General features: G+C 70.7%; 27 protein-coding genes and 1 pseudogene. 10 read left to right on the top strand and 18 right to left on the bottom strand.

Features of this window, described 5'->3' with window-relative positions:
* Window positions 1-10: 10 nt before the first annotated feature.
* From ACTJI8_RS08495 to ACTJI8_RS08485, 3 genes are all read right to left on the bottom strand, one after another.
* Window positions 11-790 carry a carboxymuconolactone decarboxylase family protein gene (locus tag ACTJI8_RS08495; RefSeq protein ID WP_440732987.1) on the bottom strand — a complete coding sequence of 260 codons (780 nt, stop codon included), beginning with the start codon at window positions 788-790 and terminating at the stop codon, window positions 11-13.
* A 128-nt stretch (window positions 791-918) separates the two neighbouring features.
* Window positions 919-3762, bottom strand: a complete 2844-nt coding sequence (locus ACTJI8_RS08490) for a helix-turn-helix transcriptional regulator (protein ID WP_440732986.1) — start codon at window positions 3760-3762, stop codon at window positions 919-921.
* A gap of 221 nt (window positions 3763-3983) precedes the next feature.
* The gene (locus ACTJI8_RS08485) at window positions 3984-4295 is read right to left on the bottom strand and encodes a hypothetical protein (RefSeq protein WP_440732985.1); all 312 of its coding nucleotides are present in this window, start codon (window positions 4293-4295) and stop codon (window positions 3984-3986) included.
* Window positions 4296-4476: 181 nt separating this feature from the next.
* Between ACTJI8_RS08485 and ACTJI8_RS08480 the strand changes: the two genes are divergently transcribed.
* Window positions 4477-5514 (top strand): FUSC family protein, encoded by a 1038-nt coding sequence (locus tag ACTJI8_RS08480; protein WP_440732984.1) that lies wholly within the window; start codon window positions 4477-4479, stop codon window positions 5512-5514.
* A gap of 31 nt (window positions 5515-5545) precedes the next feature.
* Here the strand turns inward: ACTJI8_RS08480 and ACTJI8_RS08475 are convergent, their stop codons facing one another.
* Window positions 5546-7309, bottom strand: coding sequence for a glycoside hydrolase family 35 protein (locus ACTJI8_RS08475; RefSeq protein WP_440732983.1), 1764 nt, complete (start codon window positions 7307-7309; stop codon window positions 5546-5548).
* A 175-nt stretch (window positions 7310-7484) separates the two neighbouring features.
* Between ACTJI8_RS08475 and ACTJI8_RS08470 the strand changes: the two genes are divergently transcribed.
* On the top strand, window positions 7485-8147 hold the full coding sequence (locus tag ACTJI8_RS08470) for a DNA alkylation repair protein (protein ID WP_440732982.1): 663 nt from the start codon (window positions 7485-7487) through the stop codon (window positions 8145-8147).
* A 153-nt stretch (window positions 8148-8300) separates the two neighbouring features.
* Window positions 8301-9014 (top strand): purine-nucleoside phosphorylase, encoded by a 714-nt coding sequence (gene deoD, locus ACTJI8_RS08465; protein ID WP_440732981.1) that lies wholly within the window; start codon window positions 8301-8303, stop codon window positions 9012-9014.
* 26 nt (window positions 9015-9040) lie between these two features.
* Here deoD and ACTJI8_RS08460 read toward each other — a convergent pair whose 3' ends face one another.
* Window positions 9041-10690, bottom strand: a complete 1650-nt coding sequence (locus tag ACTJI8_RS08460) for a SulP family inorganic anion transporter (protein WP_440732980.1) — start codon at window positions 10688-10690, stop codon at window positions 9041-9043.
* Window positions 10687-11079, bottom strand: a complete 393-nt coding sequence (locus ACTJI8_RS08455) for an ArsR/SmtB family transcription factor (protein ID WP_440732979.1) — start codon at window positions 11077-11079, stop codon at window positions 10687-10689. Before ACTJI8_RS08455 ends, ACTJI8_RS08460 begins: the two co-directional genes overlap by 4 nt.
* Window positions 11080-11155: 76 nt before the next feature.
* Here ACTJI8_RS08455 and ACTJI8_RS08450 point away from each other — a divergent pair, with 76 nt between their 5' ends.
* The 4 genes from ACTJI8_RS08450 to ACTJI8_RS08435 all read left to right on the top strand — a co-directional run bounded on the left by ACTJI8_RS08450 (window position 11156) and on the right by ACTJI8_RS08435 (window position 15834).
* Window positions 11156-11521 (top strand): zinc ribbon domain-containing protein YjdM, encoded by a 366-nt coding sequence (locus ACTJI8_RS08450; protein WP_440732978.1) that lies wholly within the window; start codon window positions 11156-11158, stop codon window positions 11519-11521.
* A 162-nt stretch (window positions 11522-11683) separates the two neighbouring features.
* Window positions 11684-14254, top strand: a complete 2571-nt coding sequence (locus tag ACTJI8_RS08445; RefSeq protein WP_440732977.1) for a DEAD/DEAH box helicase — start codon at window positions 11684-11686, stop codon at window positions 14252-14254.
* A 106-nt stretch (window positions 14255-14360) separates the two neighbouring features.
* Window positions 14361-15497 carry a M4 family metallopeptidase gene (locus ACTJI8_RS08440; RefSeq protein WP_440732976.1) on the top strand — a complete coding sequence of 379 codons (1137 nt, stop codon included), beginning with the start codon at window positions 14361-14363 and terminating at the stop codon, window positions 15495-15497.
* Entirely contained in the window at window positions 15478-15834 is a 357-nt protein-coding gene (locus ACTJI8_RS08435; RefSeq protein WP_440732975.1) for a protealysin inhibitor emfourin, read from the top strand. Before ACTJI8_RS08440 ends, ACTJI8_RS08435 begins: the two co-directional genes overlap by 20 nt.
* Window positions 15835-15925: 91 nt before the next feature.
* Here the strand turns inward: ACTJI8_RS08435 and ACTJI8_RS08430 are convergent, their stop codons facing one another.
* Together ACTJI8_RS08430 and ACTJI8_RS08425 are read right to left on the bottom strand one after the other, a co-directional pair.
* Window positions 15926-16183 (bottom strand): hypothetical protein, encoded by a 258-nt coding sequence (locus ACTJI8_RS08430; protein ID WP_440732974.1) that lies wholly within the window; start codon window positions 16181-16183, stop codon window positions 15926-15928.
* 19 nt (window positions 16184-16202) lie between these two features.
* Window positions 16203-17129: an NAD(P)/FAD-dependent oxidoreductase gene (locus tag ACTJI8_RS08425; RefSeq protein WP_440732973.1), complete on the bottom strand. Its 927-nt coding sequence runs from the start codon at window positions 17127-17129 to the stop codon at window positions 16203-16205.
* Window positions 17130-17207: 78 nt separating this feature from the next.
* Between ACTJI8_RS08425 and ACTJI8_RS08420 the strand changes: the two genes are divergently transcribed.
* Window positions 17208-17792 carry a helix-turn-helix domain-containing protein gene (locus ACTJI8_RS08420; protein ID WP_440732972.1) on the top strand — a complete coding sequence of 195 codons (585 nt, stop codon included), beginning with the start codon at window positions 17208-17210 and terminating at the stop codon, window positions 17790-17792.
* 28 nt (window positions 17793-17820) lie between these two features.
* Here ACTJI8_RS08420 and ACTJI8_RS08415 read toward each other — a convergent pair whose 3' ends face one another.
* From ACTJI8_RS08415 to ACTJI8_RS08375, 9 genes and pseudogenes are all read right to left on the bottom strand, one after another.
* The gene (locus ACTJI8_RS08415; RefSeq protein ID WP_440732971.1) at window positions 17821-18045 is read right to left on the bottom strand and encodes a hypothetical protein; all 225 of its coding nucleotides are present in this window, start codon (window positions 18043-18045) and stop codon (window positions 17821-17823) included.
* Window positions 18046-18138: 93 nt separating this feature from the next.
* Entirely contained in the window at window positions 18139-19194 is a 1056-nt protein-coding gene (locus ACTJI8_RS08410; protein ID WP_440732970.1) for a DUF998 domain-containing protein, read from the bottom strand.
* 152 nt (window positions 19195-19346) lie between these two features.
* A complete protein-coding gene (locus tag ACTJI8_RS08405) occupies window positions 19347-19901 on the bottom strand; it encodes a hypothetical protein (RefSeq protein ID WP_440732969.1) in 555 nt (184 codons plus the stop codon).
* A gap of 133 nt (window positions 19902-20034) precedes the next feature.
* The gene (locus ACTJI8_RS08400; RefSeq protein ID WP_440732968.1) at window positions 20035-21030 is read right to left on the bottom strand and encodes an SRPBCC family protein; all 996 of its coding nucleotides are present in this window, start codon (window positions 21028-21030) and stop codon (window positions 20035-20037) included.
* Window positions 21031-21051: 21 nt separating this feature from the next.
* A complete protein-coding gene (locus ACTJI8_RS08395; RefSeq protein ID WP_440732967.1) occupies window positions 21052-21465 on the bottom strand; it encodes an ArsR/SmtB family transcription factor in 414 nt (137 codons plus the stop codon).
* A gap of 61 nt (window positions 21466-21526) precedes the next feature.
* Entirely contained in the window at window positions 21527-21964 is a 438-nt protein-coding gene (locus tag ACTJI8_RS08390) for a hypothetical protein (protein WP_440732966.1), read from the bottom strand.
* Between the two features lie 52 nt (window positions 21965-22016).
* Window positions 22017-22433 (bottom strand): hypothetical protein, encoded by a 417-nt coding sequence (locus tag ACTJI8_RS08385; RefSeq protein ID WP_440732965.1) that lies wholly within the window; start codon window positions 22431-22433, stop codon window positions 22017-22019.
* A gap of 132 nt (window positions 22434-22565) precedes the next feature.
* Complete coding sequence (locus ACTJI8_RS08380; protein ID WP_440733206.1) at window positions 22566-23390, bottom strand: DNA glycosylase AlkZ-like family protein; 825 nt, start codon at window positions 23388-23390, stop codon at window positions 22566-22568.
* A gap of 5 nt (window positions 23391-23395) precedes the next feature.
* Window positions 23396-23557 (bottom strand): annotated as a pseudogene (locus ACTJI8_RS08375) (DNA glycosylase AlkZ-like family protein); the annotation flags it as partial.
* A gap of 128 nt (window positions 23558-23685) precedes the next feature.
* On the opposite strand from ACTJI8_RS08375, the gene ACTJI8_RS08370 reads away from it, so the two are divergent.
* Complete coding sequence (locus tag ACTJI8_RS08370; protein ID WP_440732964.1) at window positions 23686-24153, top strand: hypothetical protein; 468 nt, start codon at window positions 23686-23688, stop codon at window positions 24151-24153.
* A 184-nt stretch (window positions 24154-24337) separates the two neighbouring features.
* On the opposite strand, the gene ACTJI8_RS08365 is transcribed toward ACTJI8_RS08370, so the two are convergent.
* A complete protein-coding gene (locus ACTJI8_RS08365) occupies window positions 24338-24658 on the bottom strand; it encodes an ArsR/SmtB family transcription factor (RefSeq protein WP_440732963.1) in 321 nt (106 codons plus the stop codon).
* An 82-nt stretch (window positions 24659-24740) separates the two neighbouring features.
* Between ACTJI8_RS08365 and ACTJI8_RS08360 the strand changes: the two genes are divergently transcribed.
* On the top strand, window positions 24741-25970 hold the full coding sequence (locus ACTJI8_RS08360) for an MFS transporter (RefSeq protein WP_440732962.1): 1230 nt from the start codon (window positions 24741-24743) through the stop codon (window positions 25968-25970).
* Window positions 25971-26085 lie beyond the last annotated feature (115 nt).

The raw sequence follows: 26085 nt of genomic DNA, 5'->3' as shown, positions 1-26085 counted from the left end.
CCGCTCCTCCTCAGAGGCTCTTCACCGCACGAATGGCGGCGACCGTGCGAGGGAAGCCGATGTAGGGGAAGCACTGCACGAGCGCGGCGACGACCTCGGCCTGGGAGTTGCCGACCTCGAGGCAGACGCGCGCGTGCGGGCCGAGTTGCGCGGCCGTGTCGCCGATCGTCGTCAGCGCGCATAGCACCAGCAACTCCCGCTGCGCGAGCGTCAGGCCGCCACGCGTGTAGAAGTCGCCGAAGCAGAACTCGGTCAGGAATCGCGGCAGCGCCTCCGCGAAGGGGGCAGGAAGATCGGCGAGGTCGTCAGCGATCTCCGTGCCGTACAGCGGTGCCTGGATCTCCCGGCCCTTCGCGGTCCGGTCGGTGTCGGCCACCGTCCCCTGATCCGGAAGCGGCAGCGGTATCCCGCGCTCGCGGAACACGTCGTTGGCCACGGCGACGGCGTTGAGCGTGTACGGGAAGCCGATGAACGGGGCCAGCTGATAGATCGCCTCCCGCACCTGAACCGGATCCACTCCGACGTTCAACGCCGCGCCCACGTGCGCCCTCAGCTGCGGCAGCGCCTGGAGACAGGCCAGGACGGTGACCGTGATCAGCTCGCGAGCGCGGTCGTCGATGACGCCGGTGCCGAACACGTCCCCGAAGATGAACCCCCGCAGGATCCCCATCAGCTCCGGATCGTCACCCGGCGCGGTCGTGTCTCGCGGCCCGAACAGCCGCGCGTAGACCTCCTCCGCGGCAGCGGTGCGTCCGCCCTCGTCCACGTTCGAAGCGTCGTTCTCGGCCATGCGGGTCCTTCCTCGCGGGCTCATGCCATCGCTGGACGATCATCCGTCCTTCGCGCCCAGGTTACGACCGGTGCGCTGTTCTGCGGCCCCGCGTCGGCGTTTCCGACCCTCGGCCGGGACGCCGGACTTCAGCGGACGCGCTGGGCGACGGCGGCCTCGGTGCGGCTGGACACGCCGAGCTTGCGCAGGATCGCGGAGACGTGCACGCTCGCGGTCTTTCCGCTGATGAACAGCCGCTCGCCGATCTGCCGGTTGCTGAGCCCCTCGGCGATGAGGTCGAGCACCTGCTGCTCGCGCGCCGTGAGCTCGATGCTCTCCACGGAAGGCGCGCCGCGCGCCGCGGTGCGGTTGAGCCCCGCCGCCTCCATGAATTCCGCGGTGCGCCGGCGCAGCCGATCGTGCCCCAGGCTCTCCGCGATCGCAGCGGCTTCGGTCACCACGTCGACCGCGGCTGCTCTGTCGCCCTCCGCCACGAGCGCCCTGGCGCGTTCCAGCCGGACGAGCGGACGGAAGACAGCGGGTACGTCCTCGCCGTCGACCACGGGGAACGCTGCTTCGAGCCGTTCCGGATCCGCGTCCAGCAGCGCGGTGAGCACGGCGGCCCAATGCGGGTGCTGCAGTTCGACGGGCAGGGACAGCCAGCGTGCGCGCACCAGCTCGGCCGTCGATGCGGCGAGCGCGGTGTGTCCGTCCGCGCGGAGGTCGGCGACGACCCGGCCGCCCTCGAGCAGGATCCGCCCCATCAGGGCGAGCCGCTGACCCGGATCCTCGATGACCGTGCGCAGTTCTGCGGCGGCGCGCACCGAGTCGCCGAGTCCGAGGGCGATGAGGATCTCGACATCGTGCAGCGAGTACCAGACCTGCCGTTCGACGGCGGCGACGCCCTCGGCGATCGAGCGCCATTCGCCGAGCACGCGGACGGCCTCGTCCATCTCGCCGCGCCAGACCAGGGCCCTGATGCGCGACATCGTCGAATACATCCGGAAGACCTGCAGCGTGCGCACGGCGAGCTCTCGTGCGGAGATCTCCTCCACCCGGTCGATCTCGCCGAGCTCGAGCAGGGGCTCGACCATGTTGTGCGAGAGGATGGCGCCGGTCGACCGCTCGACCCCGAGCGTCCGGGAGTGCGCCACACCGGCCTCGGCGACCTCGACGGCCTCGCGGAAACGGCCGAGCATGTTCAGGCTGTCGGCGTAGTTGACCCGGTAGCGCAGCTGCGCGTCGTGATCGGCCGCATGCTCCCACGACAGGCGGAAGTCGGCGAGGCCGGCCTCGACCTGACCGAGGTGGATCCGGCTGCAGCCGCGCAGGTTCGCGGCGACGGACATCACGTTGTCGAAGCCGATCGACTCCGCCATCCGGAACGCCTCGTCGGCGGTCGCCACCGCCTCCTCCAGCCGGGCTCCGATGAGGTAGCGCCCCGCGAGATAGCCCAGCAGGGCGGCTCTCAGCCGCTCCTGTCCCGGCTCGGACTCGATGATCGCGAGCGCCTCCAGGAACAGATCAACGGATCCGCCGCGGCCGAGATTCTGCAGGTAGAGCGCCTTGTCTCGCAGCAGCCGCGCGTGCACGGAGCGGTCGACGTGCGCAGGGTCGATCTCGGCGAGTGCGAGCGAGACGACGGCGAGCGCCCGTTCCCCGTCGCCGCCGTTGCGCAGGATGGATCCGACCTGGGCGAGCAGCGGTATCCGTTCGATGCCGGCGACCTCCGCCGCGTCCGGCACCTGCTCCCACAGCTCCAGGGCGAGTTCCCCGAACCGCGCCGCGGTCGAAAAGGCATAGCTGTTCTTCGCCTCCTGCATCGCGGTCACCGCTGCGGCGAGCGCGCGCGGAGAGTCATGGGCACGATGCCAGTGGAACGCGAGTGTCGACGGAGCCGCGCCGGCCGCCTCCAGCGCGTCGGCGTAGGCCCAGTGCAAACGGGCGCGCTCGCCCGGCAGCAGATCGTCGTGCACGGCCTCGCGCAGCAGCGCATGCCGGAAGCCGTAGCTCTCCCGGTCGGCGACGCCGATGATGCCCGCACCCATCGCCTCGCGGACGGCCTCGTCGAGCCGCTCATCACCGAAGCCGGCGAGCGTGGCGAGCAGGTCGTGCGCGATCGCCCCATCGGATCCCGACGCGACCCGCACCACGCGCTTGGCGTCGTCGCCGAGGGCGTCGAACCGGGCCAGAAGGACGTCCCGCAGGGTGTCCGGCATCGGGCCCTGCACGTTGCAGAGCAGCTCTTCGACGAAGAACGGCACGCCCTCGCTGCGCTCCATGAGCTTGGCCAGGCCGACGTCGCCCACCGGCCCGCGCAGACGTTGCACGAGGTCGCGCACGGCGTTCGCGTCCAGGCGGTCGAGGGTGACCCGATCCAGGAGGCGGGCGCGTTCGGCCTCGGCGAGGAACGTGCGCACCTCTCCGCCGCGGCGCACCTCGTCGATGCGGCAGGTGAGCAGGAACAGCACGGGGCGGCCCGCGAGGGCGCGGAGCAGGAAGGACAGCATCGACAGGGTCGCGGCGTCGGCCCAGTGCAGGTCTTCGATCACGACCACCACGGGACGAATGGCGGCGGCTGCCTCGAGCAGGTTCGCGATCGTCTCGCGCAGTCCCTCCGGGCGGATCGCCGAGCGGTCGACTGGACCGACGGCACGCTCGGGCAGCAGCAGCTGCAGGGCATCGCGGCCCGGGCCTGCGGCCTCGTCGGCGCGATCGCCGAGCTCGTCGAGCACGCCGCGCAGGATCGCCGGAAGCGGGCCGAAGGGCGCCGGCGTGGACCCGTAGTCCAGGCACCAGCCCGTCAGCACCGTGGCCTCGTCGGCCACCCGACGGCGGAACTCGGCCGTCAGCCGGGACTTGCCGATTCCCGCCTCGCCGCCCACGAGCACGGACGCCGACTCGCCGGCACCCGCACGGCGCAGGGCGTCGTCGAGGAGCGCGAGTTCGGCATCGCGTCCGACCATGGCGGCCGACGTGGTGGCGAGGGACATGTCTTCATCGTGCCACCAGCCACGGACATCGGGCGCCGCTGCGCGCGGGGCGCCGCTCTCGGCAGAACCGGCGGTGGCCTCGGCAGACGGCGAAGAGCCTCCCGACGACCGCGGACCCTGTGCCGGATCCGTCGTCGGGAGGCTCTTGCGTTCGGGGGCGTCCGCTGTCGATGACAGGGCAGATGCCCTGGCGGTGGACGCCGGCTCGGGCGCCACTGCACTCATGCGGCGTGCGAGACGCAGCCGACGAGCTCGCGGTCGCGGGTCTCGTCCGATGCCGGCGCGAGCTCAGCGACCCGGGCGGGGGCGACCGCCTGCGTGGCGGGGGCGACCGCAGACGCCTCGGCTGCGGAGGCCGGCGCGACCTCGGCGCGGCGGGCCTGCAGGCGACGCAGCGCCCGGCGCAGGATGCCGTCGCGATGCACGATCATGTTCGCGTTCTCGGCGGCCATCCGAGCACGCTCGGCACGGATCGCGGCCTGCTCGATCTCCAGCGTGGTGATGCGGTAGCTCATCGCGTAGTTCAGTTCCATGATGTCTCCTTCTCCGGTACTCATACGCTCGTCGCTAAGGCCCCCTCACCCCATCGGGCAGATGCCCTAACTTCCGACGCGGGTACCTCAGATCCGGATCCGAGTCGCACCGCCATGCCTGGCGACCGGCAAGGAGGGGCGGCCTCCCGCCGCGCACAGGCTCGCGGACTACCGTGGAACCATGCGTCCGCTCGCCGCCCTCCGCGCCGCCCGACGCGCGCCGCTGCTGCAGGTGGCGAAGTCGGCAGCGGCGACCATCGCGGCCTGGCTGATCGCGGGCTGGCTCGTGCCGGGGCACCTGCCCGTGTTCGCAGCGATCGCCGCCCTGCTCGTGGTGCAGCCGAGCGTGAACCAGTCGTTCGCGAAGGCCGTGGAGCGCAGCATCGGCGTGATCGCGGGCGTCGTGATCGCAGTGCTGCTGAGCCTCGCGCTCGGCGGGCTCAGCTGGGTCGTGCTGCTGGCCGTGGTCGTGGCGATGGTGGTGGCGTGGTCGTTCAAGGCCACCCCAGGCACCGCGAATCAGGTGGCGATCTCGGCGATGCTCGTGCTGGCGCTCGGTTCGGCGAGCCCCGACTACGCCGTGGACCGGATCCTGGAGACCCTGATCGGCGCGGCGATCGGCTTCGTGGTGAACGTCGTCGTGGTGCCGCCGGTACTGGTCGCCCCGGTGCGCCGCGATCTGGCTCTGCTCGGCGGAGAGCTCGCCGCCACCCTCGACCGCCTGGCCGATGCGATCACCGCAGAGCAGACCCCCGCGCGCCTGCAGGAGCTCATGCTCGAGGCGCGACTGCTGCGCCCGATGAAGGACGCCGCCGACGCCTCGCTCACCGCCGGGGAGGAGTCGCTCACGCTGAACCCGCTCGGGTCACGCCATCGCCCGGAGCTCGCCGCGATGCGCGCGCTGCTGGAGCGCCTCGGCCCGATCGTGACGCAGGTGATCGGGATGACCCGCGCCTTCGTCGACCAGTACGACGACACGCTCCCCGCGGAGCCCTCGGTCGCCGCGATCGCCGATCAGATGCACCGCGCGGCCCACGACGTGCGCCTCGCCGTCCAGCTCGCGGAGGTGGTTCCGGAGCCCGAGGCGCTGACCTCCGCCATCCCGGCGCTCACCTCGCCGCTGGACATCCGTCCGCCCTCGTCGCGCAATTGGGTGCTGATCGGATCCCTCACCGAGGATCTGCGCCGCATCCGCGCCGGCCTGCGCGACGAGGCCTGATCCGCGAGCCCCGCGCCGGGGTCGTATCTGCTCAGGCCCCGATGAACTCCTCCACCGGGCCGAAGTCGGGCTCCTCGCGGATCTCGACGGCGGATCCGATCCCGTCGGTGTCCAGCACGCGGATCTCGTTGCGTCCCGCCCGCCACAGCGGTCCGGGGGCGTACAGCGTGACCTGCGGGCCGGCCGCACGATACCGGCCGAGCAGGAAACCGTTCAGCCACACCATGCCGTTCTCGCCGCCCGGGAAGGCGAGCCAGGCGTCAGCGGGATCGGCGACGTCGAACACGGCGACGGCGAGACCGTCGGCCGCGTCGACTCCGGATGCCACGGCGCCCTTCGGATCGGCAGGCGCCCCCTGCGGGAGGACCCGGTGGGTCCAGCCGTGCGCGAAGCGGCGCCCGATCCGCACGCCCGCCATGATGCCCTTGCCCTCGCCGGTGTGCGGGCCGTAGTTGACGCGTCCCCGGCTCTCCACGACGAGCGTGAGCAGGCCGGGTCCGCCGGTCCCGGGCAGGTCCAGAGTTTGCTCTCCGTCACGCTCGAGCGCGCCGAGGCGCACGCCGTCCAGGAAGACGACAGCCCGGTCATGCAGCACGTCGACGGTCAGCGCTGCCCCCGGAACGTAGGAGATCTCGGCCTGGTAGGCGACCAGCCCGTCCTCGGCGCCGAGCTCCTCGAACGTGAGCGGCATCGGAGCGGTGACGCCCGCAGGAACCGCACGCACGACGTCGAGCAGCGAGGCGACCGGCACCAGCGGGGCGGATGCTGCCGCCTGCCGCCGGGGCGGATCCGGGATCGGCGGCAGGTCGCCGTCGTGGAACGGGGCGAACGCCGCCCGCAGCGCATGGAACTTGTCGTTCAGCGATCCGTCCTCGCCGATCGGCGCGTCCGAGTCGTAGCTCGTGACGGTCGGCTGCAGCACGCCGTCGTGGTTGGCCCCCGCCCAGAGGCCGAAGTTCGTGCCGCCGTGCGCCATGTAGAGGCTGACGGATCCGCCCTCGGCCAGCAGCTCCTCCACGGTGCCGATCATGCTCGTCGCAGAGCGCACGTGGTGCTGCTCACCCCAGTGGTCGAACCAGCCGCCCCACAGCTCGGCGCAGAGCAGCGCCTGGTCCGGCACGCGCAGGCGCTCCGCCTCCGCGACGCCGGTGCCGAAGGTGAACGAGCCCATCGCGCCCTCGACGCTGCCGTTGCGAACCATGTCCTCCGTCGTGCCGTCGGCCGTGGTGAGCAGCTCGACCATGCCCCTCGCACGCAACCCGTCGCGCAGGTGCACGAGGTAGTCGTGGTCACTGCCGAAGGATCCGTACTCGTTCTCGATCTGCACGGCGGTGATCGGCCCGCCGTGTGCGGCCTGCAGCGCGGCGAGCCGCGGGATCAGCGCGTCGTACCAGGCATCGACCGCGGCGAGGAAGACGGGATCGCTCGTGCGCAGGGCGCGCGTGCGCCCGCTCAGCCAGAACGGGATCCCCCCGTTCGACCATTCCGCGCAGATGTAGGGGCTCGGGCGCACGAAGACGTCGAGCCCGATCTCGCCGGCGAGCCGGATGAACCGCTCCGCGTCGCGCCAGCCGGTGAAGTCGACCGCGCCCTCGACCCGCTCGTGGAAGTTCCACGGAATGTAGGTGTCGACCGTGTTCGCCCCCATCGCGGCGAGGCGGCGCAACCGGTCCTCCCACTGGTCCGGGTGGATGCGGAAGTAGTGCACGGCGCCGGAGAGCATCCGGAACGGCTTCCCCTGGCGCAGCAGCGCGCCGTCCTCGTAGGTGAGCGCGGCGCGCGGGGACTCGGTCATAGCTCTCCTCGGGGGTGCGGCACGATGTTTGCGTCACCATTCTTGCTCACCGCACCTCTGAGGCGCGCCCGCGAGCGGGGTTCGGTGCGAAACTCAGTCGATTCAGGGCGAATTCGCAACGCTCGGCGCCCTACAACCCGAATCGACTGAGTTTCGCGCGACATAGGCTGGCGGCATGTCGACCACCCTGCCCGAGGCTCTCGCCGAACTAGCCGCGCTGGAGGATCCGAAGGCTCGCGCCGTCAACGAGCGGCACGGCGACGCGCACGGCGTGAACCTGTCGCGGATGCGCGCTCTCGCGAAGCGGATCGGCACGGATCCCGGGCTCTCCCGCGAGCTGTACGACTGCGGCGATGTGGCCGGACAGCTCCTCGGGATCCTGGTCGCGAAGCCCCGCGCTCTCGCGGCCGACGAGCTCGACCGCATGGTGCGCGCCACGCAGAGCGCCAAGGCGCACGACTGGCTCGTCGCCTACCTCGTGAAGAAGTCACCGCACGCGGAAGAGCTGCGCCTGCGCTGGCTGGACGATGCCGAGCCCGACGCCCGCGCTGCGGCCTGGTCGCTCACGAGCGCCCGGGTCGCGAAGAACCCGGACGGCCTCGACCTCGACGCGCTCCTGGATCGGATCGAGCGCGAACTGGCCGCCGCCCCCGCCCGCGAGCAGTGGGCGATGAACGAGACCCTCGCCACGATCGGCATCCACCACGCCGCCCTGCGCGACCGTGCGATCGCGATCGGCGAGCGCCTGCAGGTGCTCGCCGACTATCCCACGCCGCCGAACTGCACCTCGCCGTTCGCCCCGCTCTGGATCGCAGAGATGGTGCGCCGCCAGGGCTGAGCGGGGCGTGCTCGCTCGCCAGGAAGAGCCCGGCATGACCGGATCCGCACGAGGCCGATCGAGCCTGTTCCCTGGTCGCAGACTGAGGTAATGCGGGCACGAAGGCCGCAATCCGCGACCAGGGAACGGATCCGCCCCGCATACCCTGATGTCATGAGCACGCACATCGCCGCCGCGCCCGGTCAGATCGCACCCGTTGTCCTCTTCCCCGGCGATCCGCTGCGAGCGAAGTGGATCGCCGAGAACTTCCTCGAGGGCGCAGAGCTCTACAGCGAGGTCCGTGGCATGCTCGGCTTCACCGGCACCTGGCAGGGACACCGCGTCTCGGTGCAGGGATCCGGCATGGGCCAGCCATCGATGTCGATCTACGCGAACGAGCTGTTCCAGGACTACGACGTGCAGGCCGTCGTGCGGGTCGGCTCCTGCGGCGCGCTCACCGAGAAGGTCGGCATGCGCGACATCATCATCGCGAACGGCGCCTGCACCGATTCCGGGATCAACCGGATCCGCTTCCACGGCCAGGACTACGCGCCCGTCGCCGACTTCTCCCTGCTGCGCCGCGCCGTCGAGGCGAGCGAGCGGATGGATCTCGAGCACGCCGTGCACGTCGGCCTGCTGTTCTCGAGCGACCAGTTCTACAGCACCCGCCCCGAGCTCACCGAGCCGTTCGTGCAACACGGCGCGCTCGCCGTCGAGATGGAGACCAGCGCGCTCTACACGCTCGCCGTGTACTACGGCCGCCGCGCGCTCAGCATCTGCACCGTGTCCGACCACCTCGTCACGCACGAGGAGACCACCGCCCTGGAGCGCGAGCAGAGCTTCGGCGACATGGTGCGCATCGCCCTGGAAGCGGCGACCGCCGGCTGAGCCGCTGCCGCCTGCCGCCGCGCGGGTCAGCCCACGTCGGGGCCGCGCACGACGTGGCTGCGCGCATGTGCGACGGCGGATCCGAGATCGTCGAAGAGATGGTTCTGGTGCCGCAGCGAAGAGACCACGCCGACGCGCTCGGCGATGTCGCGGTGCACGGGGCGGATCCCCTTCACCAGTACGGCGATGCCGCGGCGCTCGAGGGAGGCGATGAGCTCGGTCACCACCTGTGCGCCAGTCGCGTCGAGCAGCTGCAGCTGCGACATCCGCAGGATCACGACCTCCACGTCGCGCAACCCCGCGACCCGCTCGAGCGTGCGCTCGGCCGCACCGAAGAACAGCGCCCCCTCCAGCCGGAACACGGCGATGCGCTCATCGCCCGGCTGGGCCGGCCCCGGCAGTTCCTCGCGATGCACGCCGCTGGTGCGGGCCAGCTGATGCAGCGCGAAGAACCCCGCCACGAGCAGGCCGATGAGCACCGCGTAGATGAGGTCGACGCTCACCGTCACGATCGCGGTGAGGCAGAACACGATCGCATCGGAGCGTGAGGCACGCAGGATGGTGCGGACGGCGCGCGGGGTGATCATCCGGCATGCGGTGACCATGAGCACACCCGCGAGCGCCGCCAGAGGGATGCGGGAGACCACTGCCGATCCGACCAGCACGATCGCCAGGAGCAGCACGCCATGCGTGATCGCGGCGAGCCGGGTGCGCGCCCCGGCCCGCACCCCGACCGCGGTGCGGGCGATCGCTCCCGTGGCCGGCATGCCGCCGAACAGCCCGGCGGCGATCGAGGCGAGACCTTGTCCGACGAGTTCGCGATCGGCGTCGTACGGCCCGGTGTCGGCGAGCGTCGAGGCGACCCTGGCCGACAGCAGGGACTCGATCGCCGCAAGTGCAGCCACTGCGGCCGCCGGCCCGATCAGGGCGGAGATCGAGGCGACGTCGAAGGAGGGCAGCGCCGGCGCCGGCAGGCCGGGCGGCAGGGCCCCGATGGTGTCCACCGGCAGGCCGAACACCGCGGCGGCGACAGCGGTGATCACGATCGCGACGAGAGACCCGGGGAAGCGCGGATGGATTCGCAGAGAGACCAGCATGACCGCGACGACGATCGCGACCAGCATCAGCGACCAGCCGAGCTTCGGCCACTGCGTGGCCAGCAGCGTTTCGACGGCCGCGACGGCGGCGTTCGCATTCTTCGCACTGTGGGACCCGGTCGCCGTGGGCACCTGCTGAAGGAAGATGATCACCGCGATGCCGAGTGTGAATCCCTCGATCACCGGCCACGGGATGTACGAGACGGTGCGCCCCAGCCGCAGAACCCCGGCGGTCAGCACGATGAACCCGGCGAGCATGCAGACCAGCGCGAGCGCGCCGGCGCCGTGCGCCGCGACGATAGGGGCGAGCACGACGACCATCGCCCCGGTCGGCCCCGACACCTGAACGTTGGAGCCGCCGAACACCGCCGCCACGACTCCTGCGATGATCGCGGTGACCAGGCCGCTCTCGGCGCCCGCGCCCGAACTGACGCCGAAGGCGAGGGCCAGCGGCAGCGCGACGATGCCGACCGTGACGCCAGCGAGGAGGTCTCCCCGCCAAGTGCGCCGGAGGTCGCGGTAGTCGGCCGCCGAGGGCAGCAGCGCGAGAAGCGCGGTGGACCGGGGACGAGCGCTCATCGAGCGGTCCCGGCGGGCTCCGCCTCCGGAACGGTGTCGGGGATCGCGGGCAGGCCGTTCTGCTCCACCAGCTGCTGCTGCGTCGTCTGCAGGATCTCACCGAGCAGGGCGCGGGCGACCCGCAGCAGGTCGGCCACCTGCGGATAGGTGAGGCGGTAGTAGACGAGGCTGCCACGCCGCTCGGACACCACGAGGCGGTTGCCGCGCAGCACCGCGAGATGCTGAGACACGTGCGAGGCTTCGAGCTCGGTAGCGGCGAGCAGCTCGGTGACCGAGGCCTCGGGCGCCGCGGACAGCACCTCGAGGATGCGGATCCGGATCGGGTGGGCGAGGCCCTTGAACAGGCCCGCCTTCACCTCATACAGCGGGCGGCTCGGGTCGCTGAGCATCGGCGTTCTCCCTCCGGCGCACCCGCGCTGCGGTCCTGGTGTGATGGTTTCATCATATCGCGATAGAATCCCGAGCATGTCCGAGCCCTTCCCCCTCTGCCCCGAGTGCTCCAGCGAGCACGCCTACGAGATGGGCCCGCTGCTGGTGTGCCCGATGTGCGGCCACGAGTGGGCACCGGGTGTCGGCGGCGACGCCGTCGCGTCCGCCGAGGGCGCCAACGAGAGCGTCGTGAAGGACGCCGTCGGGAATGTGCTGGCCGACGGCGACACGGTCGTCGTCACGACGTCGATCAAGGTCAAAGGGTCCCCGCAGGGCATCAAGGCCGGCACCAAGGTGCGGGGAATCCGCCTGATCGATCCGGTGAACGGCCATGACATCGACTGCAAGATCGATGGCTTCGGCGCCATGCTTCTGAAGTCGAGCCTCGTGAAGAAGGCCTGACCGCCCGCCCGTTGCACCGGTGCGCGCCGGCCGCGGTTCCGAACTCAGGAGGGATTCCGTGGATCCCCGTGATCTCGGCCTCCTTCCGCCGATGCGGAGCATTCCATCCTGAGCACGGTACGGCCCGCATCGGCCGCCCCCGGGTGGGATGATCGACACATCATGTCTGCGCGCCTCGATCCGTCCGTCGTCCGCCCCACCGAGGGGGATCCGGATCCCGACGCCGTCTACATGGCGTTCGTGGAATGGGCCGAGTCCACCGGGATCTCGCTCTACCCGGCGCAGGACGAGGCCGTCATCGAGATCGTGTCGGGGCAGAACCTGATCCTCAGCACCCCGACCGGCACCGGCAAGTCCCTCGTCGCGGTCGCCGCGCATTTCGCCGCCCTCGCCGATGGGCGCCGCACCTACTACACCGCCCCCATCAAGGCGCTGGTCAGCGAGAAGTTCTTCAGCCTGGTCGAGGTGTTCGGCGCCGAGAACGTCGGCATGGTCACCGGCGACTCCGCCGTGAACGCGGACGCGCCGATCGTCTGCTGCACGGCGGAGATCCTCGCCAACCTGGCGCTGCGCCAGGGGCCCGACGCCGAGGTCGGCCAGGTCGTCATGGACGAGTTCCATTTCTACGGCGACCCCGACCGCGGCTGGGCCTGGCAGGTGCCGCTGCTCACGCTGCCGCAGGCGCAGTTCATCCTGATGTCGGCCACGCTCGGCGACGTGACCGATCTCGCCGCCGACCTCACCCGCCGCACCGGCCGCGAGACGGCCGTGGTCACGGGTGTGGAGCGGCCCGTTCCTCTGCACTTCTTCTACGAGACGACGCCGATCCACGAGACGATCGAGGATCTGCTGCACACCGACCGCGCGCCGGTCTACATCGTGCACTTCTCGCAGGCCGCGGCGATGGAGCGCGCCCAGGCCCTCGCAAGCGCGAAGGTCGCCACCCGCGAGCAGCGCGACGAGATCGCCGAGCTCATCGGCGGGTTCCGCTTCACCACGTCGTTCGGCAAGACCCTGGCACGCCTCCTCCGTCTCGGCATCGGCGTGCACCACGCCGGCATGCTGCCGAAGTACCGGCGCCTCGTCGAGCAGCTGGCGCAGCGCGGGCTCCTGCGCGTCATCTGCGGCACGGACACCCTCGGGGTCGGCATCAATGTGCCCATCCGCACGGTGCTGCTCACGGCGCTCACCAAGTTCGACGGCACGCGGATGCGCCAGCTCAACGCCCGCGAGTTCCACCAGATCGCCGGCCGGGCCGGGCGGGCCGGCTTCGACACCGCCGGCACGGTCGTCGCGCAGGCTCCTGAGCACGAGAGCGAGAACATCGCCGCGATCCGCAAGGCCGGCGACGATCCGAAGAAGAAGCGCAAGATCATCCGCAAGAAGGCGCCCGACGGCTTCGTGTCCTGGGGTGAGCCGTCGTTCCAGAAGCTCATCGCCGCCGAGCCCGAGACGCTGTCGTCGCACATGCAGATCACGAGCGCCATGATGCTGAACGTGGTCGGCCGCGGTGGCGATGTCTTCGCGAATATGCGCGCGCTGGTATATGACAACCACGAGCCGCGGCAGAAGCAGCGGATCCTGGCGATCCGCGCGCTCGGAATCTATCGGACCCTGCGGGAGTCGGGGATCGTCGAGCGCACCCCCGACGGCGCCGTCCGGCTCACCGTCGACCTTCAGCCGAACTTCGCGCTCAACCAACCGCTGTCGCCGTTCGCACTGGCGGCCTTCGAGCTGCTCGACCCTTCGACGGGCTCAGGGACCGAGGGATCCGCTCCCGCGGCTCCGCATTCCTCGACCTTCGCGCTCGACATGCTCTCGATCGTGGAGGCCACGCTCGACGACCCGCGCGCGATCCTCAGCCAGCAGGAGTTCGTCGCCCGCGGCGAGGCCGTGGCGGCGATGAAGCGCGAGGGCATGGAGTACGACGAGCGCATGGAGGCGCTCGAGGAGATCACCTATCCGAAGCCGCTCGAGGAGCTGCTGTCGGCCGCGTTCGAGACCTTCAGCGCCGCCCAGCCATGGATCCGCGACTTCGAGCTGCACCCGAAGTCGGTCGTCCGCGACATGTACGAGCGAGCCATGTCGTTCGGGGAATACGTCGCGCTGTACAAGGTCGCACGCTCCGAGGGCGTCGTGCTGCGCTACCTCTCCGACGCCTACCGCGCGGCGTCGCAGACCATCCCCGAGCACCTGAAGACCGAGGAGCTGCGCGACCTCATCGAGTGGCTCGGCGAGCTGGTCCGCCAGGTCGACTCCTCGTTGCTCGACGAGTGGGAGGAGCTCATCTCGGGCCATCCCGTCTCGCACACGGACGAGCCGGTCGTGCCGCCGGCCCCGAAACGGCTCACGACGAATGTCCGAGCCTTCCGGATCCTGGTGCGCAACGAACTGTTCCGCCGCGTGCAGCTCGCCGCACGAGAGGATCTGGACGCCCTCGCCGCACTGGATCCGGAGTTCGGCGCCGACGGCTGGGATGCCGCGCTGGATGCATACTTCGCCGAGCACGACGAGATCCGCACGGGCGCCGATGCTCGCAGCGCCGCACTGCTCATCATCGACGAGACCGGCGGGCCCGACCACGAACGCCCCGCGCGGGCGTGGGCCGTGCAGCAGATCCTCGATGATCCGTCCGGAGACCACGACTGGCGGATCTCCGCGATGGTGGATCTCGACGCCTCCGATGAAGCGGGCGAGGCGGTCATCGTCGTGTCCGGGCTGACTCGGCTCTAGCCCGGCGGCGCCGCTGCGTCAACCTCTCCGCGGTTCTCCACGCTCTCCGCGCCGATGTCGGCGACCCGGCGTATCGTCGAACACACGGAGCGGAACGGAGGACGTCATGACGATTCACGAAGGTCGCGGGGGGCCGCAGACGACAGTCCGGCGGGGACCGATCCACCAGGGCATCATCCCGTCCTATCTGCTGGCGAAGCTCGCCGAATCGGAGCGATACGCGCAGGCCGCGGAAGCTGCCAGGCAGACCCTGATCGCGCCGGCGCCCGCGCAGCGCCGCGCGCAGCTGCAGCTGTCCATCGATGAGAACGGCGCGCTCGTGGCCACGGTCGAGGCGGCGCCGAATCGCACGATCAGCGACGCGCACGGCACGGAGAGCCTGCCCGGCACCGTGGTGCGCACGGAGGACGAGCCGACGGTCGCAGATGTCGCCGTGAACCAGGCGTTCGACGGGCTCGGCGCGACGTTCCAGATGCTGCTCGACGCGTTCCAGCGCAACTCGGTCGACGGCCAGGGCCTGCCGCTGGATGCGACGGTGCACTACGGATCCGGTTACGACAACGCGTTCTGGAACGGCGAGCGCATGGTGTTCGGCGATGGCGACGGCCAGGTGTTCCAGGGGTTCACGGGCGCGACCAGCGTGATCGGACACGAACTCGGACACGGCGTTGTGCAGTACACAGCCGCCCTGGAGTACCAGGGTCAGCCCGGGGCGCTCAACGAGTCGATCGCCGACGTGTTCGGCGCCCTCACCGAGCAGCACCTGCAGGGCCAGACCGCGGACCAGGCGACCTGGCTCATCGGCGCGGGCATCTTCACCCCTGCCGTGCACGGCAAGGCGCTGCGTTCGATGCTGCATCCGGGCACCGCCTACGACGACCCGGAGCTCGGCAAGGATCCGCAGCCGGCCGACATGAGCGGCTACGTCAAGACCAGCGACGACAACGGCGGGGTGCACATGAACTCGGGCATCCCGAATCGGGCGTTCGCCTTGTTCGCCGTGGAGCTCGGGGGCCACGCGTGGGAGACCGCGGGTTCGGTCTGGTATCGCGCGCTCACCGGGGGGCTGTCGTCGTCGGCGACGTTCGCGCAGTTCGCGAACGCGACGATCAAGGAGGCGGACGCGGTGAGCACGGCGACCGGTGACGCCGCCCGGATGGCGTGGGCCTCGGTCGGCGTGATCAAGGCCGGGGTCGGCAGCGCGACGGGATCGGCGACAGGCGATGAGCGGACCTCCGGCTGATCCGCCCGTCGGCGTTCCCGCCGACTCCGATGCCGCCGGCGACGACGGCGTCGCGATCCGCGTCGCCCGCAGCGGCGGCATCGCCGGAATGACCCGGCGATGGAGCGTCCAGCCTTCGGGCAGCGAGAGAGAGCACTGGATGCTTCTCGTCGAACGCTGCCCGTGGGACGAGAAGCCCCCGGCCGGGACCGGCGCGGACCGTTTCATCTGGCGGATCGAGGTGCGGGTCCGCCAGGAGCGCCACGAGCAGGTGATCCCTGAGGAGCATCTGCAGGGTCCGTGGCGCGCGCTCGTCGACGCCGTGAGGGAGGCGGATGCCGGCGTGGCCGGCGCCTGATCGCCGATTCCTGCTGCCGCCTGAAGGATCGCGGGTGCCCGGGGAAGGGCGGTTGCTCAGGTCAAGCGCGCCGTCTCCCGGGCAGCCGCGCCTAGGACCTGCGGGACGTCACCCAGCGGCGGCGGATCCGGTGCAGCAACGGCATGAGCCCGTAGATCACGATGGGAACGGCGATCGTCACGGTGATGATCGTGCGGGGGACCACGGGGATCCCGGCCATCAGCGGACCGAGCAGCAGGTTGATCGCCAGCAGGGTCGGCGTCACGGCGATCCAGATCATGAGCGCGAGCGTGTGCTGACCCGGCGGCCGAGGCGTCGCGGGGGCGGTCGGGGCGGGCGTGTGCGTCATAGGTTGCTCATCTCTCAGTTCAGCGGGGCATTCGTCGTTCGGCGCGGATGTCGTCATCGACGAGATCGGCGTTGACGTCCATCGCGACCGCGTTGGCGTGCCCCGCGGCGGTGATCACCTGCGCACGCGGATCCACCAGGTTGCCGGTGACCCGGACTCCGGGTACGGAGGTGCGCCCCGACGCATCGACGTGCGCGAAGCCCGCGCCGTCGACGGAACCGCCGAGAGCCACGACCAGGTCGGTGCGGGGGCGGGACTCCGGCCGGAGGAACACCGCGTCGACCGGGACGATGTCACCGCTGTCGAGCCTCACGCCGACGAACCGCTCGCCGTCGAGGACGAGCTCCGCGATCCGACCGTCCTGCACGCGGATGCCCCGGACGTGGAGCAGCTGCGCATCCTCGTCCGCGAGCGCACTCCCGTTCGTGAAGTAGGTGAGATCGGCCGACCACTGCCGGACGAGCAGCGCCTGCACGACAGCGCCCGGAACGCCGCCGTAGACCGCCAGGGAGCGATCACCGACCTCGTAGCCGTGGCAGTAGGGGCAGTGCAGCAGGAACCGCCCCCAGGCCTCGCGGGCGCCCGGGATGTCAGGAAGCACGTCCTCGACGCCCGTCGCCAGGATGATCCTGCGAGCGGTGAACTCGGTTCCCTCGTCGGTCGTGAGCACGAATCCGTCCACGACATCGCCGCGCGCCGAAGCCACGGAGTGCGGGACCAGGCGCACGCCATAGGACGCGATCTCCTCGCGTCCTATCTCCCGCAGCTGCGACGGCGGGAAGCCGTCGCGCGAGAGGAAGCCGTGCATGTGCGCGGCAGGCGCGTTGCGGGGTGCGCCGGCGTCGAGGAGCACGACGGAGCGGCGGGAGCGGGCGAGGACGAGGGCGGCGCTCAGTCCGGCTGCTCCACCTCCGACGATCGCGGTGTCGAACTGTTCTGGGGTCATAGGTCAAGGTTCGCGTCGGACTGTGCGATCTGGCAATCCTTCTTGCAGAAACCGCAAACGCCTGGTGTTCTTGTCGATGTGGACACGAACGCAGACCTCGCCGCCGCGCTGGACGGGATCGGACCGCGCCTGCAGCGCCTCCGGACGAGCCGGGGTCTGACCCTCGCGGAGGTGGCGGAGCTCGCCGGCACCTCCGCCAGCACCGTGTCGCGGCTCGAGAGCGGCTTGCGGCGGCCCAGCCTCGAGCTGCTCTTCCCCCTCGCCCGGGTGTACGGGATGAGCCTGGACGACCTCGTCGGCGCCCCCGAGTTCGGGGATCCGCGCGTGCAGCTGCGGCCGCGGCGCAGGAACGGGCGCATCGTGATCCCGCTGAGCCGCAACCCCGGCGGCGTGCAGGCGTGGAAGATCGTGATGCCCCTCGAGACGGGGCCCGGCGAACGGCGTACGCATGACGGATCCGAGTGGATCTACGTGCTCAGCGGGAGGATCCGCCTCATCGTCGGCAGCCGGGATCTGGTTCTCGGGCCCGGCGAGGTCGCCGACTTCGACACCCGCACACCGCACTGGTTCGGCGCCACGGGCGACGGGCCTGCGGAGATCCTCAGCCTGTTCGATCGCACCGGCGCCCGCGTGCACCTTCCCGAGGCGGGCGACGCCGCCTGAGGACGGACGACGTCGCTCAGCGCGTCGCTCAGCGCGTGGGCTCAGCCCCGGACTCGCCGCCGGCTGCGCTCGGCTCCGCGGGCGGCAGCGGGATCGCCACGCTCGCCGCGGACGTCGGCGTGCCGAGGCCGAGCCCGAACGGATCCGCCGTCGGCTGCTCGGGGAGCAGATCCGCCTCATCGCGGTCGAACAGCTCCCCGGGCAGAGCCGCCCACTCGCTCGGCTCTTCCGGCTTCTGCGTGAACATGCCCATGCGTCCATTGTGCGCCCGCCGGCGCGGGAGCGGATCCGCCGCTCTACCCTGTGAGCACTCTCGACGGCCCGCGCCGACCGGTGCCTCGCCGCCTCAGCCGCGCAGGAGCGAAGTCCGGGCGGAGACCCGCGGTACGTCCGGCACCAGCACGGCGAGCACGCGCACGAAGGTGGTCATCCAGACCAGGCCCAGCCCCACCGCGATCGCCTCGAGCCCCGCGGAGGAGTACAGCCCCATCGGCCAGTGCAGCAGCACCGCCGCCACCATGAGCACGCCGAGGCCCACGGTCGCGATCAGGAGCGCGCGCGGCGGACCGGGCAGCACCCGCGTCGAGAGCAGCGCGGCGACCCCGAACAGCACGAGTGTGCCGATGGCCGCGATCCAGTGCACCACGCGGTTCAGTTCGATCGGCACGAACCCCACGACCGCCAGCGCGGCCCCGGTGGCACCCCAGAGCACGACGACCGCGGCGATCCCGCGCAGCGCGCTGTCGCCGCGCAACCGGTGCAGGTCGCGGCCGATGTAGGCGCCGACCGTGGCGAACAGCAGCCCCGCCACGACCAGGGTGCCGTTGAACGCCCAGCCGCGGACACCGAGCCCGAGCTGCGAGAAGTTCTGCTGCCACCACAGCGGATCCGATGCGGTCGCCATCGCGAACAGCGTGCCGATCGTGAGGAACCCGAACAGCAGCGTCGCCAGATCCCGGGTGCGGATCCCGACGCCGGCCGTGTAGGCAAACCGTCCGCCGATCGCCGCCGCGACGCCTGCGACGAGCGCGCCACCCAGGGGCGGCGCGGTGAAGTCGTGCAAGCCGGCTCCGAACACGACGCCGCCCAGCAGCACCCCGAACGCGGTCACCGCCGCGAAGGCCACGGTCAGGGCGACCGCGGAGACATGCGACACCGTCGTCTGCCACGGCGGCATCGGATCCGTCTCACCGCGGCGATGCTGCACCGTGCTCACGACGAAGGCGGCCGCGGCGACGACGCCGGCGATCACCGCGACGGGCTGGCTCAACGACCCGGGGCCGGTCAGCGGCCGCGGCGGCCCCTGCAGCACCACGAGCCCCGCGATCGTGCCGAGGGCGAAGCACAGCGCCGTCGCCCAGACCGTGCGCGTCTCGTTGCGCAGCCCGAGCGAGGTGTCCATGCCGCCATCGAACCACGCCCCGCCGACGTCGTCCTCGCGCCGAACCGCGAGACTGCATCTGCGCGACGAGACTGCACGCATGGACTGCAGTCTCGTCGCCGAGATGCAGTCTCACGGTCAGGAAGTGTCAGGATCCGGCTGGACGGGCTGCCTTAGCGCGAGACGGTGCCGGTTCCCCCGTGCATCTCGCCGCGCAGCGGCCAGCGCCCGTTGTGCAGCCGGAACTCGTTCGCGCGCAGCAGCGGCGAGAGATCGTAGATGCGCGGATTCAGGCGCAGCCGCGGGCCGGACGCCGCACGCACGGTGAGCTGCAGCTGCCCGCCGGAGGTGCGCACGTGGTAGTCGACGATGTCGGAGTAGGCGATGACGGCCTCGCGCCCCCAGATCGTGCGGAACGCGACCTCGTCGACGCGCGGTTCGACGTAGAAGTTGCGGTACATCACCAGGAACACCGCGCCGCCGAGGCCGATCACGAGCGACGCGATGCGCATGGGCCACAGCATGCCGTCGGTGTTCTTCTCCGTGAAGGAGGCCAGCGCCATCAATCCGCCGACCGCGACGAACAGCGCGCCCACGACCAGGACGAGCTTGGGCATGCGCTGCCGCACGGGCCCCACGGATCGACGCCCTCGCATCCTCGACACGGCGGCCGCCACCAGGATCAGGACGGCCAGCACGAGGAGGATCTTCACCACGAAGGCGGACATCCCTCGACGGTACCGTGTCGCGGGAGCCGTCGAAGCCCGCCTCCGCCTCGCGGCAAGCCTGCGCGCAAGAGATCCCGGTCGGATCCGCTCCCAGGCGGGAGGGACGACCGGGATCTCTCGCGATGAACGCGCGTCAGACCAGGACCAGGTCCTCCATGCGGGCGTACGAGGCCTCCATGCCGTCGACCATGCCGGTGGCCAGGATCATGTCGCGGGTCTCGACGTCGGGGTACTCGACGAGGAGGGTGATCAGCGTGGCGCCGTCCTCCTCGTAGAAGCTGAGGTCGTTCAGCGTCACGGGGCCGTCAGTGCCCTGCATCTTCTCCGTGGTCACGGCGCGGCGCGTGGCGTCGACGAGCAGCGCCTCCCCCTCGAAGCCGAACGCCTGGCGTGCCTGCCCTGAGCTTGTCTCAGGGTCGCCGACGGGAGCCCAGGAGTAGCGGTACGCCTGACCCGACTCCGTGGCGATCTCGCACTCGGTCATCTCCCACCCGTCGGGTCCCAGCAGCCACTGCTTCATCAGCTCCGGATCGTGGTGCGCGCGCCACACGAGTTCCTGCGGACCGTCGACCAGCCGCGTGATCCGCACGTGCGTGTCGTCGAGCAGCTCCACCCGCGTGCCCTTGCCCTGCGCGTAGTCGCGCAGGTCCTGCAGCACCGTGTCGAGCTGACCCATCGCGGCCTTCGTGCCCTCGATCACGCCCATCGCGAGGACCTGTTCGAGCGCTTCGACCGAGTCGAAGTGGCTGGTGCCGGTCATGCGGGTGCCTTCGGCTGTCGGCGAGAACGCCAGCGTCATCCGCATCGCCGGGAACCCGTCGATCGGCTGCCCGGACTCGTCGACGAAAGAGTCGAGCACCTCGAACAGCGCCGGCGCCTCGATGCGGGTGAACTCCCATCGCCCCGACGACTTCTCTCCGCGCGGACCGTCGAGGTGGTACTGCGCGAAGCCGCCGACCGTGTGGTCGAACTCGGTGAAGGTCGCCGGCCATCCGGGCGGGCCCCAGAAGCGCTCCAGCTGGCGCGGGTCGGAGTACGCCGCCCACACCCGCTCCACCGGGGCGGCGAAGTCGGCGAGGATCGTCAGCGTCAGGTTCTCGGGATCGGTGATCACGTCGGTGACAGGCATGTCACTCTCCTTCTGTGTCGGTCAGGTGGTGCTGGATCCGCGCGGCGCGGATCCGGGATCGGTACTGGTGTCGGGGTCGGATGCTTCGCCAGGCGCAGCAACCGGTTCGGCGAGCAGGTCGTCGAGGCGCGCGATGCGGCTGCGCCACAGGTCCTCGTAGCGGGCCAGCAGAGCCCGGGCACGCGCGATCATCTCGGGATTCGCGCGGACCAGCCGCTCGCGTCCCTCGGCGCGCTTGACGATGAGTTCGGCCGCCTCGAGCACCGCCACGTGCTTCTGCACCGCCGCGAACGACATGTCGTAGTCGCGGGCGAGCTCGGAGACGGTCTGCTCCTGGGTGATCGTGCGGCGCAGGATATCGCGCCGCGTGCTCGCCGCCAGGGCCTGGAACACACGGTCGGTCTGTTCATCACTCAGTTCATCTCGTACAACCATTTGGTTGTAGATTACGATGGTCGGATCCGGGTGTCAAGAGGTTCCCGAAATCAGCGAGGAGTCATGAGCTCGTACTGCCGGCGCGAGGCTCCGGGATCCCACGCGCCCGGCGCACCTTGCGGGCGCGGAGCTCCGTTGCGACGTAGTGGGTGCCGGCCCAGGCGACGAGGCCGGCCACCCCGGTGGCGACGAGAACGGGCCACGCTGGGCGGCCGTCCCCGGGCTGCACGAACGGCGCGTACACGAAGGTCTCGAAGAGAGTGCCCAGCACGAAGAGCCACCCCAGCGACATCACAACGACGAACCCGGGCAGTGTCCTGACCTGGATGTTCCCGCCCATGGGGCCGCCGACAGCGCCGAACTCGTCAGCGGCATAGCTGTAGAGCTCGCCCTCGACGGTGGGGCTGAGATATCTGCGTTCGCCGCGGACACGAGCTGCGCGGTGCTCGTCGCGGGTGCGCTGGTCCCGTCGATCACGATCGGGGTCGTCGGGGATCACGGTCCTCAACCTCCCCGCCCGTCGTTCGTGTCAAAGTGCAGGATTTCTCCACTCACAGGTCCGGATGAGACTTCAGGAAGTCGCGGTAGCTCGTGAGCGTGCCCACGCCGGAGTATCCGAGGGCCTCCGGCCCATAGCCACCGCTGCCGTCGGACGCGACGACCAGAATCTCCAGACCGATCTCGGGGTCGTTCTCCGCCGCGCGCACGACCGCCGGGAAGGCCTGCTTCAGCAGAGCGAGCAGTTCCCCGTCGTCGCTGGTGTCCGCGGTGATGTGCACGAACCCCGTCCGGCCCATTCCGATGACCGTCTTGTAGCTGCTGTCCACGCTCTCCACGTGGGGCAAGGGCGTGACGGCGTCCTTGTACTTCTCCGCAAGCTGAGCATCGGACGGCCCGAGCCCGGCGCAGCCGCCGAGCAGGACGATGAGAACGCCGAGTATGAACGCAGTGGCGGCCCGCTTCATCATCCGTCACTCCCCTGGTCGATGCGGACGCGGTTCGTCGGCATGTTGACGGGATCTCGACCCGAAGGCTCGATCCGCGGACCGATCCTAACCAGAGCCGGGTCGGTCGGCGTGATTCGATGTGGCGTCCGCCGATCACGCCGACGCGAACTCGACCACCGGCTCCACCCCGAGGAACGCCGCGCAGCGTGCGGCGGCCTTCTCGATCTCGGCACGCTCGCGGGCAGTGAGCGGGCGATAGGGCGCAAGAGCGAAGACCGCGCGACGTTTGTCGAGGCTCCGCCGCATGCCGGCCACGAGCTGGCCATCGCACAGCACCATGCCCATCGAGGCCTCGCGGTCGCGGAGCACGATGCCCTCGGAGTCCAGCGCCCAGCGCGAGTCCTGATAGCCCCGGTACATCTCGTCGAGGATCTGCAGGAGGTGCGCGGCACCGCGACCTCGCGAACTCGTGGTCTCGGCGCCATACCCGCCCGCGAGGTGCCAGTAGGTGCGACCGTCGTGATCGAACGACTCCAGCCGGTCGGCGACCGCAGCGATCCCCCGCCGGGCATCGGTCAGGGTGAGCGTCGCCCAGTACGCGAGGTCGCGGTCCGTGGCTGGGCCGTGGGCGCCGAGATAGCGGAGTGCCAGGTTGGCGAGCGCCTCGTCTCGATCGACGGTCTCGGCCGAATGCACGCGCTCAGCGAGGAGAGCGTAGGTGTGCTGGCCGTCGCGGGGAACGCCGCTGGTGAGCAGCAGCTGCAGCTCGAGCCGGCCCAGCAGCAGCGTGAGCTGAGAGGAGGCAGGTCGAGCCCGGCCTCGGCGAGCGCGAGCGCGATCTCGGGGCGCGTGAGGCCGGTTCCCCCGGCGACCGCATGCGCGATCGCGTCGGTGAGTGCGACCATGCGGTCCGCAGAGGGTCGCAGCTGCTGATCGAACACCGGCAGCACGCGGGGCGCGGTGAGCTCGATCAACCAGCGCACGTCGTCCGCATGCACGTAGTGCCAGGTCGGGCGCAGCACGTGCGTGCGCACGACCCTGGCATCGGATAGCGCCTGGGCGAGGTCGCCGGCGCCAGGAGAGACCGTGCGTGCGGCGACCGCCCAGGCGGATTGAGCGGGGTTCTCCGCCTGCACCGCGAGCATCGTCCGTACGACGTCCTCGGCGGCGCCCGCGGGAGCCTCGAGCAGCTGGGAGCGGAGCCGCCAGCGCGCGATGTCGCGGAGCGTCGTCATGCCGACATCCTGCCAGCGACCGGGCCTATCCTGACCGCATGAGCGAACCGGATCCGCACGTCATCGCCGAGGGTCTGCTGCCGACGCCGTTCACGGCCGACGAGATCCGCGAGGCACTGCGAGGCGGGGCCACGATCCGGATCCTCGACGAGGAACCCGACGGCGCCCGGTCCGAGCGGATCAACCGCTTCGCCGACGGGGATGAGGTCGGAGCCCTGCTGACGACCCACCCTCTCGATGACGTCGAGGCGGCCGTCTCGAAACGCGTGAGCTGGCGGGACCTGCAGGAGCACGCCGCCTTCCCCGCCGACCGCACCACAGTGGTCACCGAGACGATCGAGCACCCACTCGGCCAGCTCGAGTGCCTGAGGTACGACGTGAACGACGACGACGGCGTCGCCGTGTTCTGGTTCGCGCTCGCCCATCCGGGGATGCCGGTGCTGTACGAGACCACCGACGCGACCGGATCCACGCGCACGATCGTGCAGGAGATCGCCCGGGGCTGAACGCCGGCCGCTGAGCTGGGCCCACGCGCCCCGGAGGCTCCGGGCAGCGCGGAGCGCTGGCTGGAGTGGGGCGTGGGGAGCGAAGCGTCCGGCCTGTGGATCCGGGCCCTTCGACGGGCTCAGGGTCCGGATACGCCGTTGCGATCGACCGCTGGGAACAGCGCGATACGGATCCCGCCCCGGCTCAGCTCTCGGTCGACCCCAGCACGGCATCGAGCAGGCCGGGGAACTTCGCGTCCAGGTCGTCACGGCGCAGGGTGAGGATGCGCCGTCGCCCGTTGGGCTCATTGCGGATCACCCCCGCCTCGCGCAGCACCTTCATGAAGTGCGACTTGGTCGACTTCGGCAGGTCGGGGTCCGTCGCGTGGCATGCCGCCATGTCGAGCGGACCGTCGACGAGCTGGCGCGCGATGGACAGGCGTTCCGGATCACTGAGCGCGAAGAGCACTGCGGTCAGCTCGATCTGGGAGCGTTCCGGATGCGGGAGGTCGACAGCGCCAGGCATAGTTCGATAATACTTGAACATTCATCGGCGGACGAGTAATGTGCACAACGTTCGAGAATTCTCGAACGGATGAGGAGACGCCATGACCACGCAGCCGATCGCGACGCCTCGGATCGGGGCGTCCGCCGCCCTGCCCGTGCGCTCCGCGCGTACGCGCTTCGGGTTCGTGCTCGGCATCGTCGCGCAGATCCTGATGATGGCAGGAGCCAGCGCACCGTCGCCGTTCTATCCTGTACTCGCGCAGCACCTCGGTTTCGACGCGATCGTGATCACGGCGGTGTTCGCCGTGTATGCGCTCGCCCTGCTCCTCACGCTGCTCTCGGCGGGGTCACTCTCGGATCACATCGGGCGGCGCCCGGTGATCATCGCAGGGCTCGTGCTGCTCGCCGCCAGCATGGTGCTGTTCGGCAACGCCGGATCCGTGACGCTGCTCGTACTCGCTCGGATCCTGCAGGGCATCGCGAGCGGGCTGCTCATCTCGGCGCTCTCGGCGACCGTCCTCGACCTCGCTCCGCCCGCGCGCCCTGGCGCCGCCGCACTCTGGAACGCCCTCAGCCCCGGGATCGGCCTGGCCTCGGGCGCGCTGATCGCGGCCCTCGCTCTGGACACCACCCCGGACGCGCTACGCGACATCTTCCTTCCGCTCGCCGTGATCTACGTCGTGATCGCGGGCCTCGTGCTCATCGCGCCGGAGACCGCGCCGCGGCTGCCCAGAGCCTGGGCATCACTGCGGTTCCGGCTCTCGGTTCCGGCGGAGATCCGCGCAGAGTTCTGGCGGGCGGCACCGGCGGTGATCGCCGGTTGGGCGACCGGTGGCCTGTTCCTGTCGCTGGGGGCGACGATCGTCCACGGCGAGCTCGGCGGCACCGCGCACCTCTGGCAGGGCCTCGCCGTCGCCCTCCTGGCGGGGGTGGGCGCCATCACAGCCTTCGCGATCCGGCGCCGCAGCGCGCGCACCATCGTGATCTTCGGCACCGCCGCGCTGGCCGCGGGCACCGCCCTCTCGCTGCTGGCACTCGGGATCGGCTCGCTCGCGGCCTACCTCGTGGCCGCCGCGGTGACGGGCATGGGCTTCGGCACCGCATTCTTCGGCGTCGTCGGATCCCTCGCCCCGAAGATTCCGGCGACCCAGCGCGCCGACGCGTTCGCCGTGCTGTATCTGCTCGCCTACCTCGCCTTCGGTGTGCCCGCGGTCATCGCGGGGGTGCTGGTCGCCCCGCTCGGACTCGGCACGGTGTGCCTCGGGTATGGCGTCTTCGTCATCGTGCTGTCGCTGATCGCGCTCGTGCTGCGCGTTCGCCGGTCCGCTTGACCGACGGCAGGCGACGATCCGCGGGAGGGCGGTGACGCGCGGAGAGTCCGGTGTCACCGACTGTTCATCCCTCCGCAACCCCGCGTCCGCCTGGGCTGGCCAGGGTCGAATCGGA

The sequence above is a fragment of the Microbacterium sp. 22303 genome (assembly GCF_052045265.1).
Classification (GTDB): Bacteria; Actinomycetota; Actinomycetes; order Actinomycetales; family Microbacteriaceae; genus Microbacterium.
The sequence above is the reverse complement of the archived record's forward strand: the minus strand, read 5'-3'. Positions and strand labels throughout refer to the sequence as shown.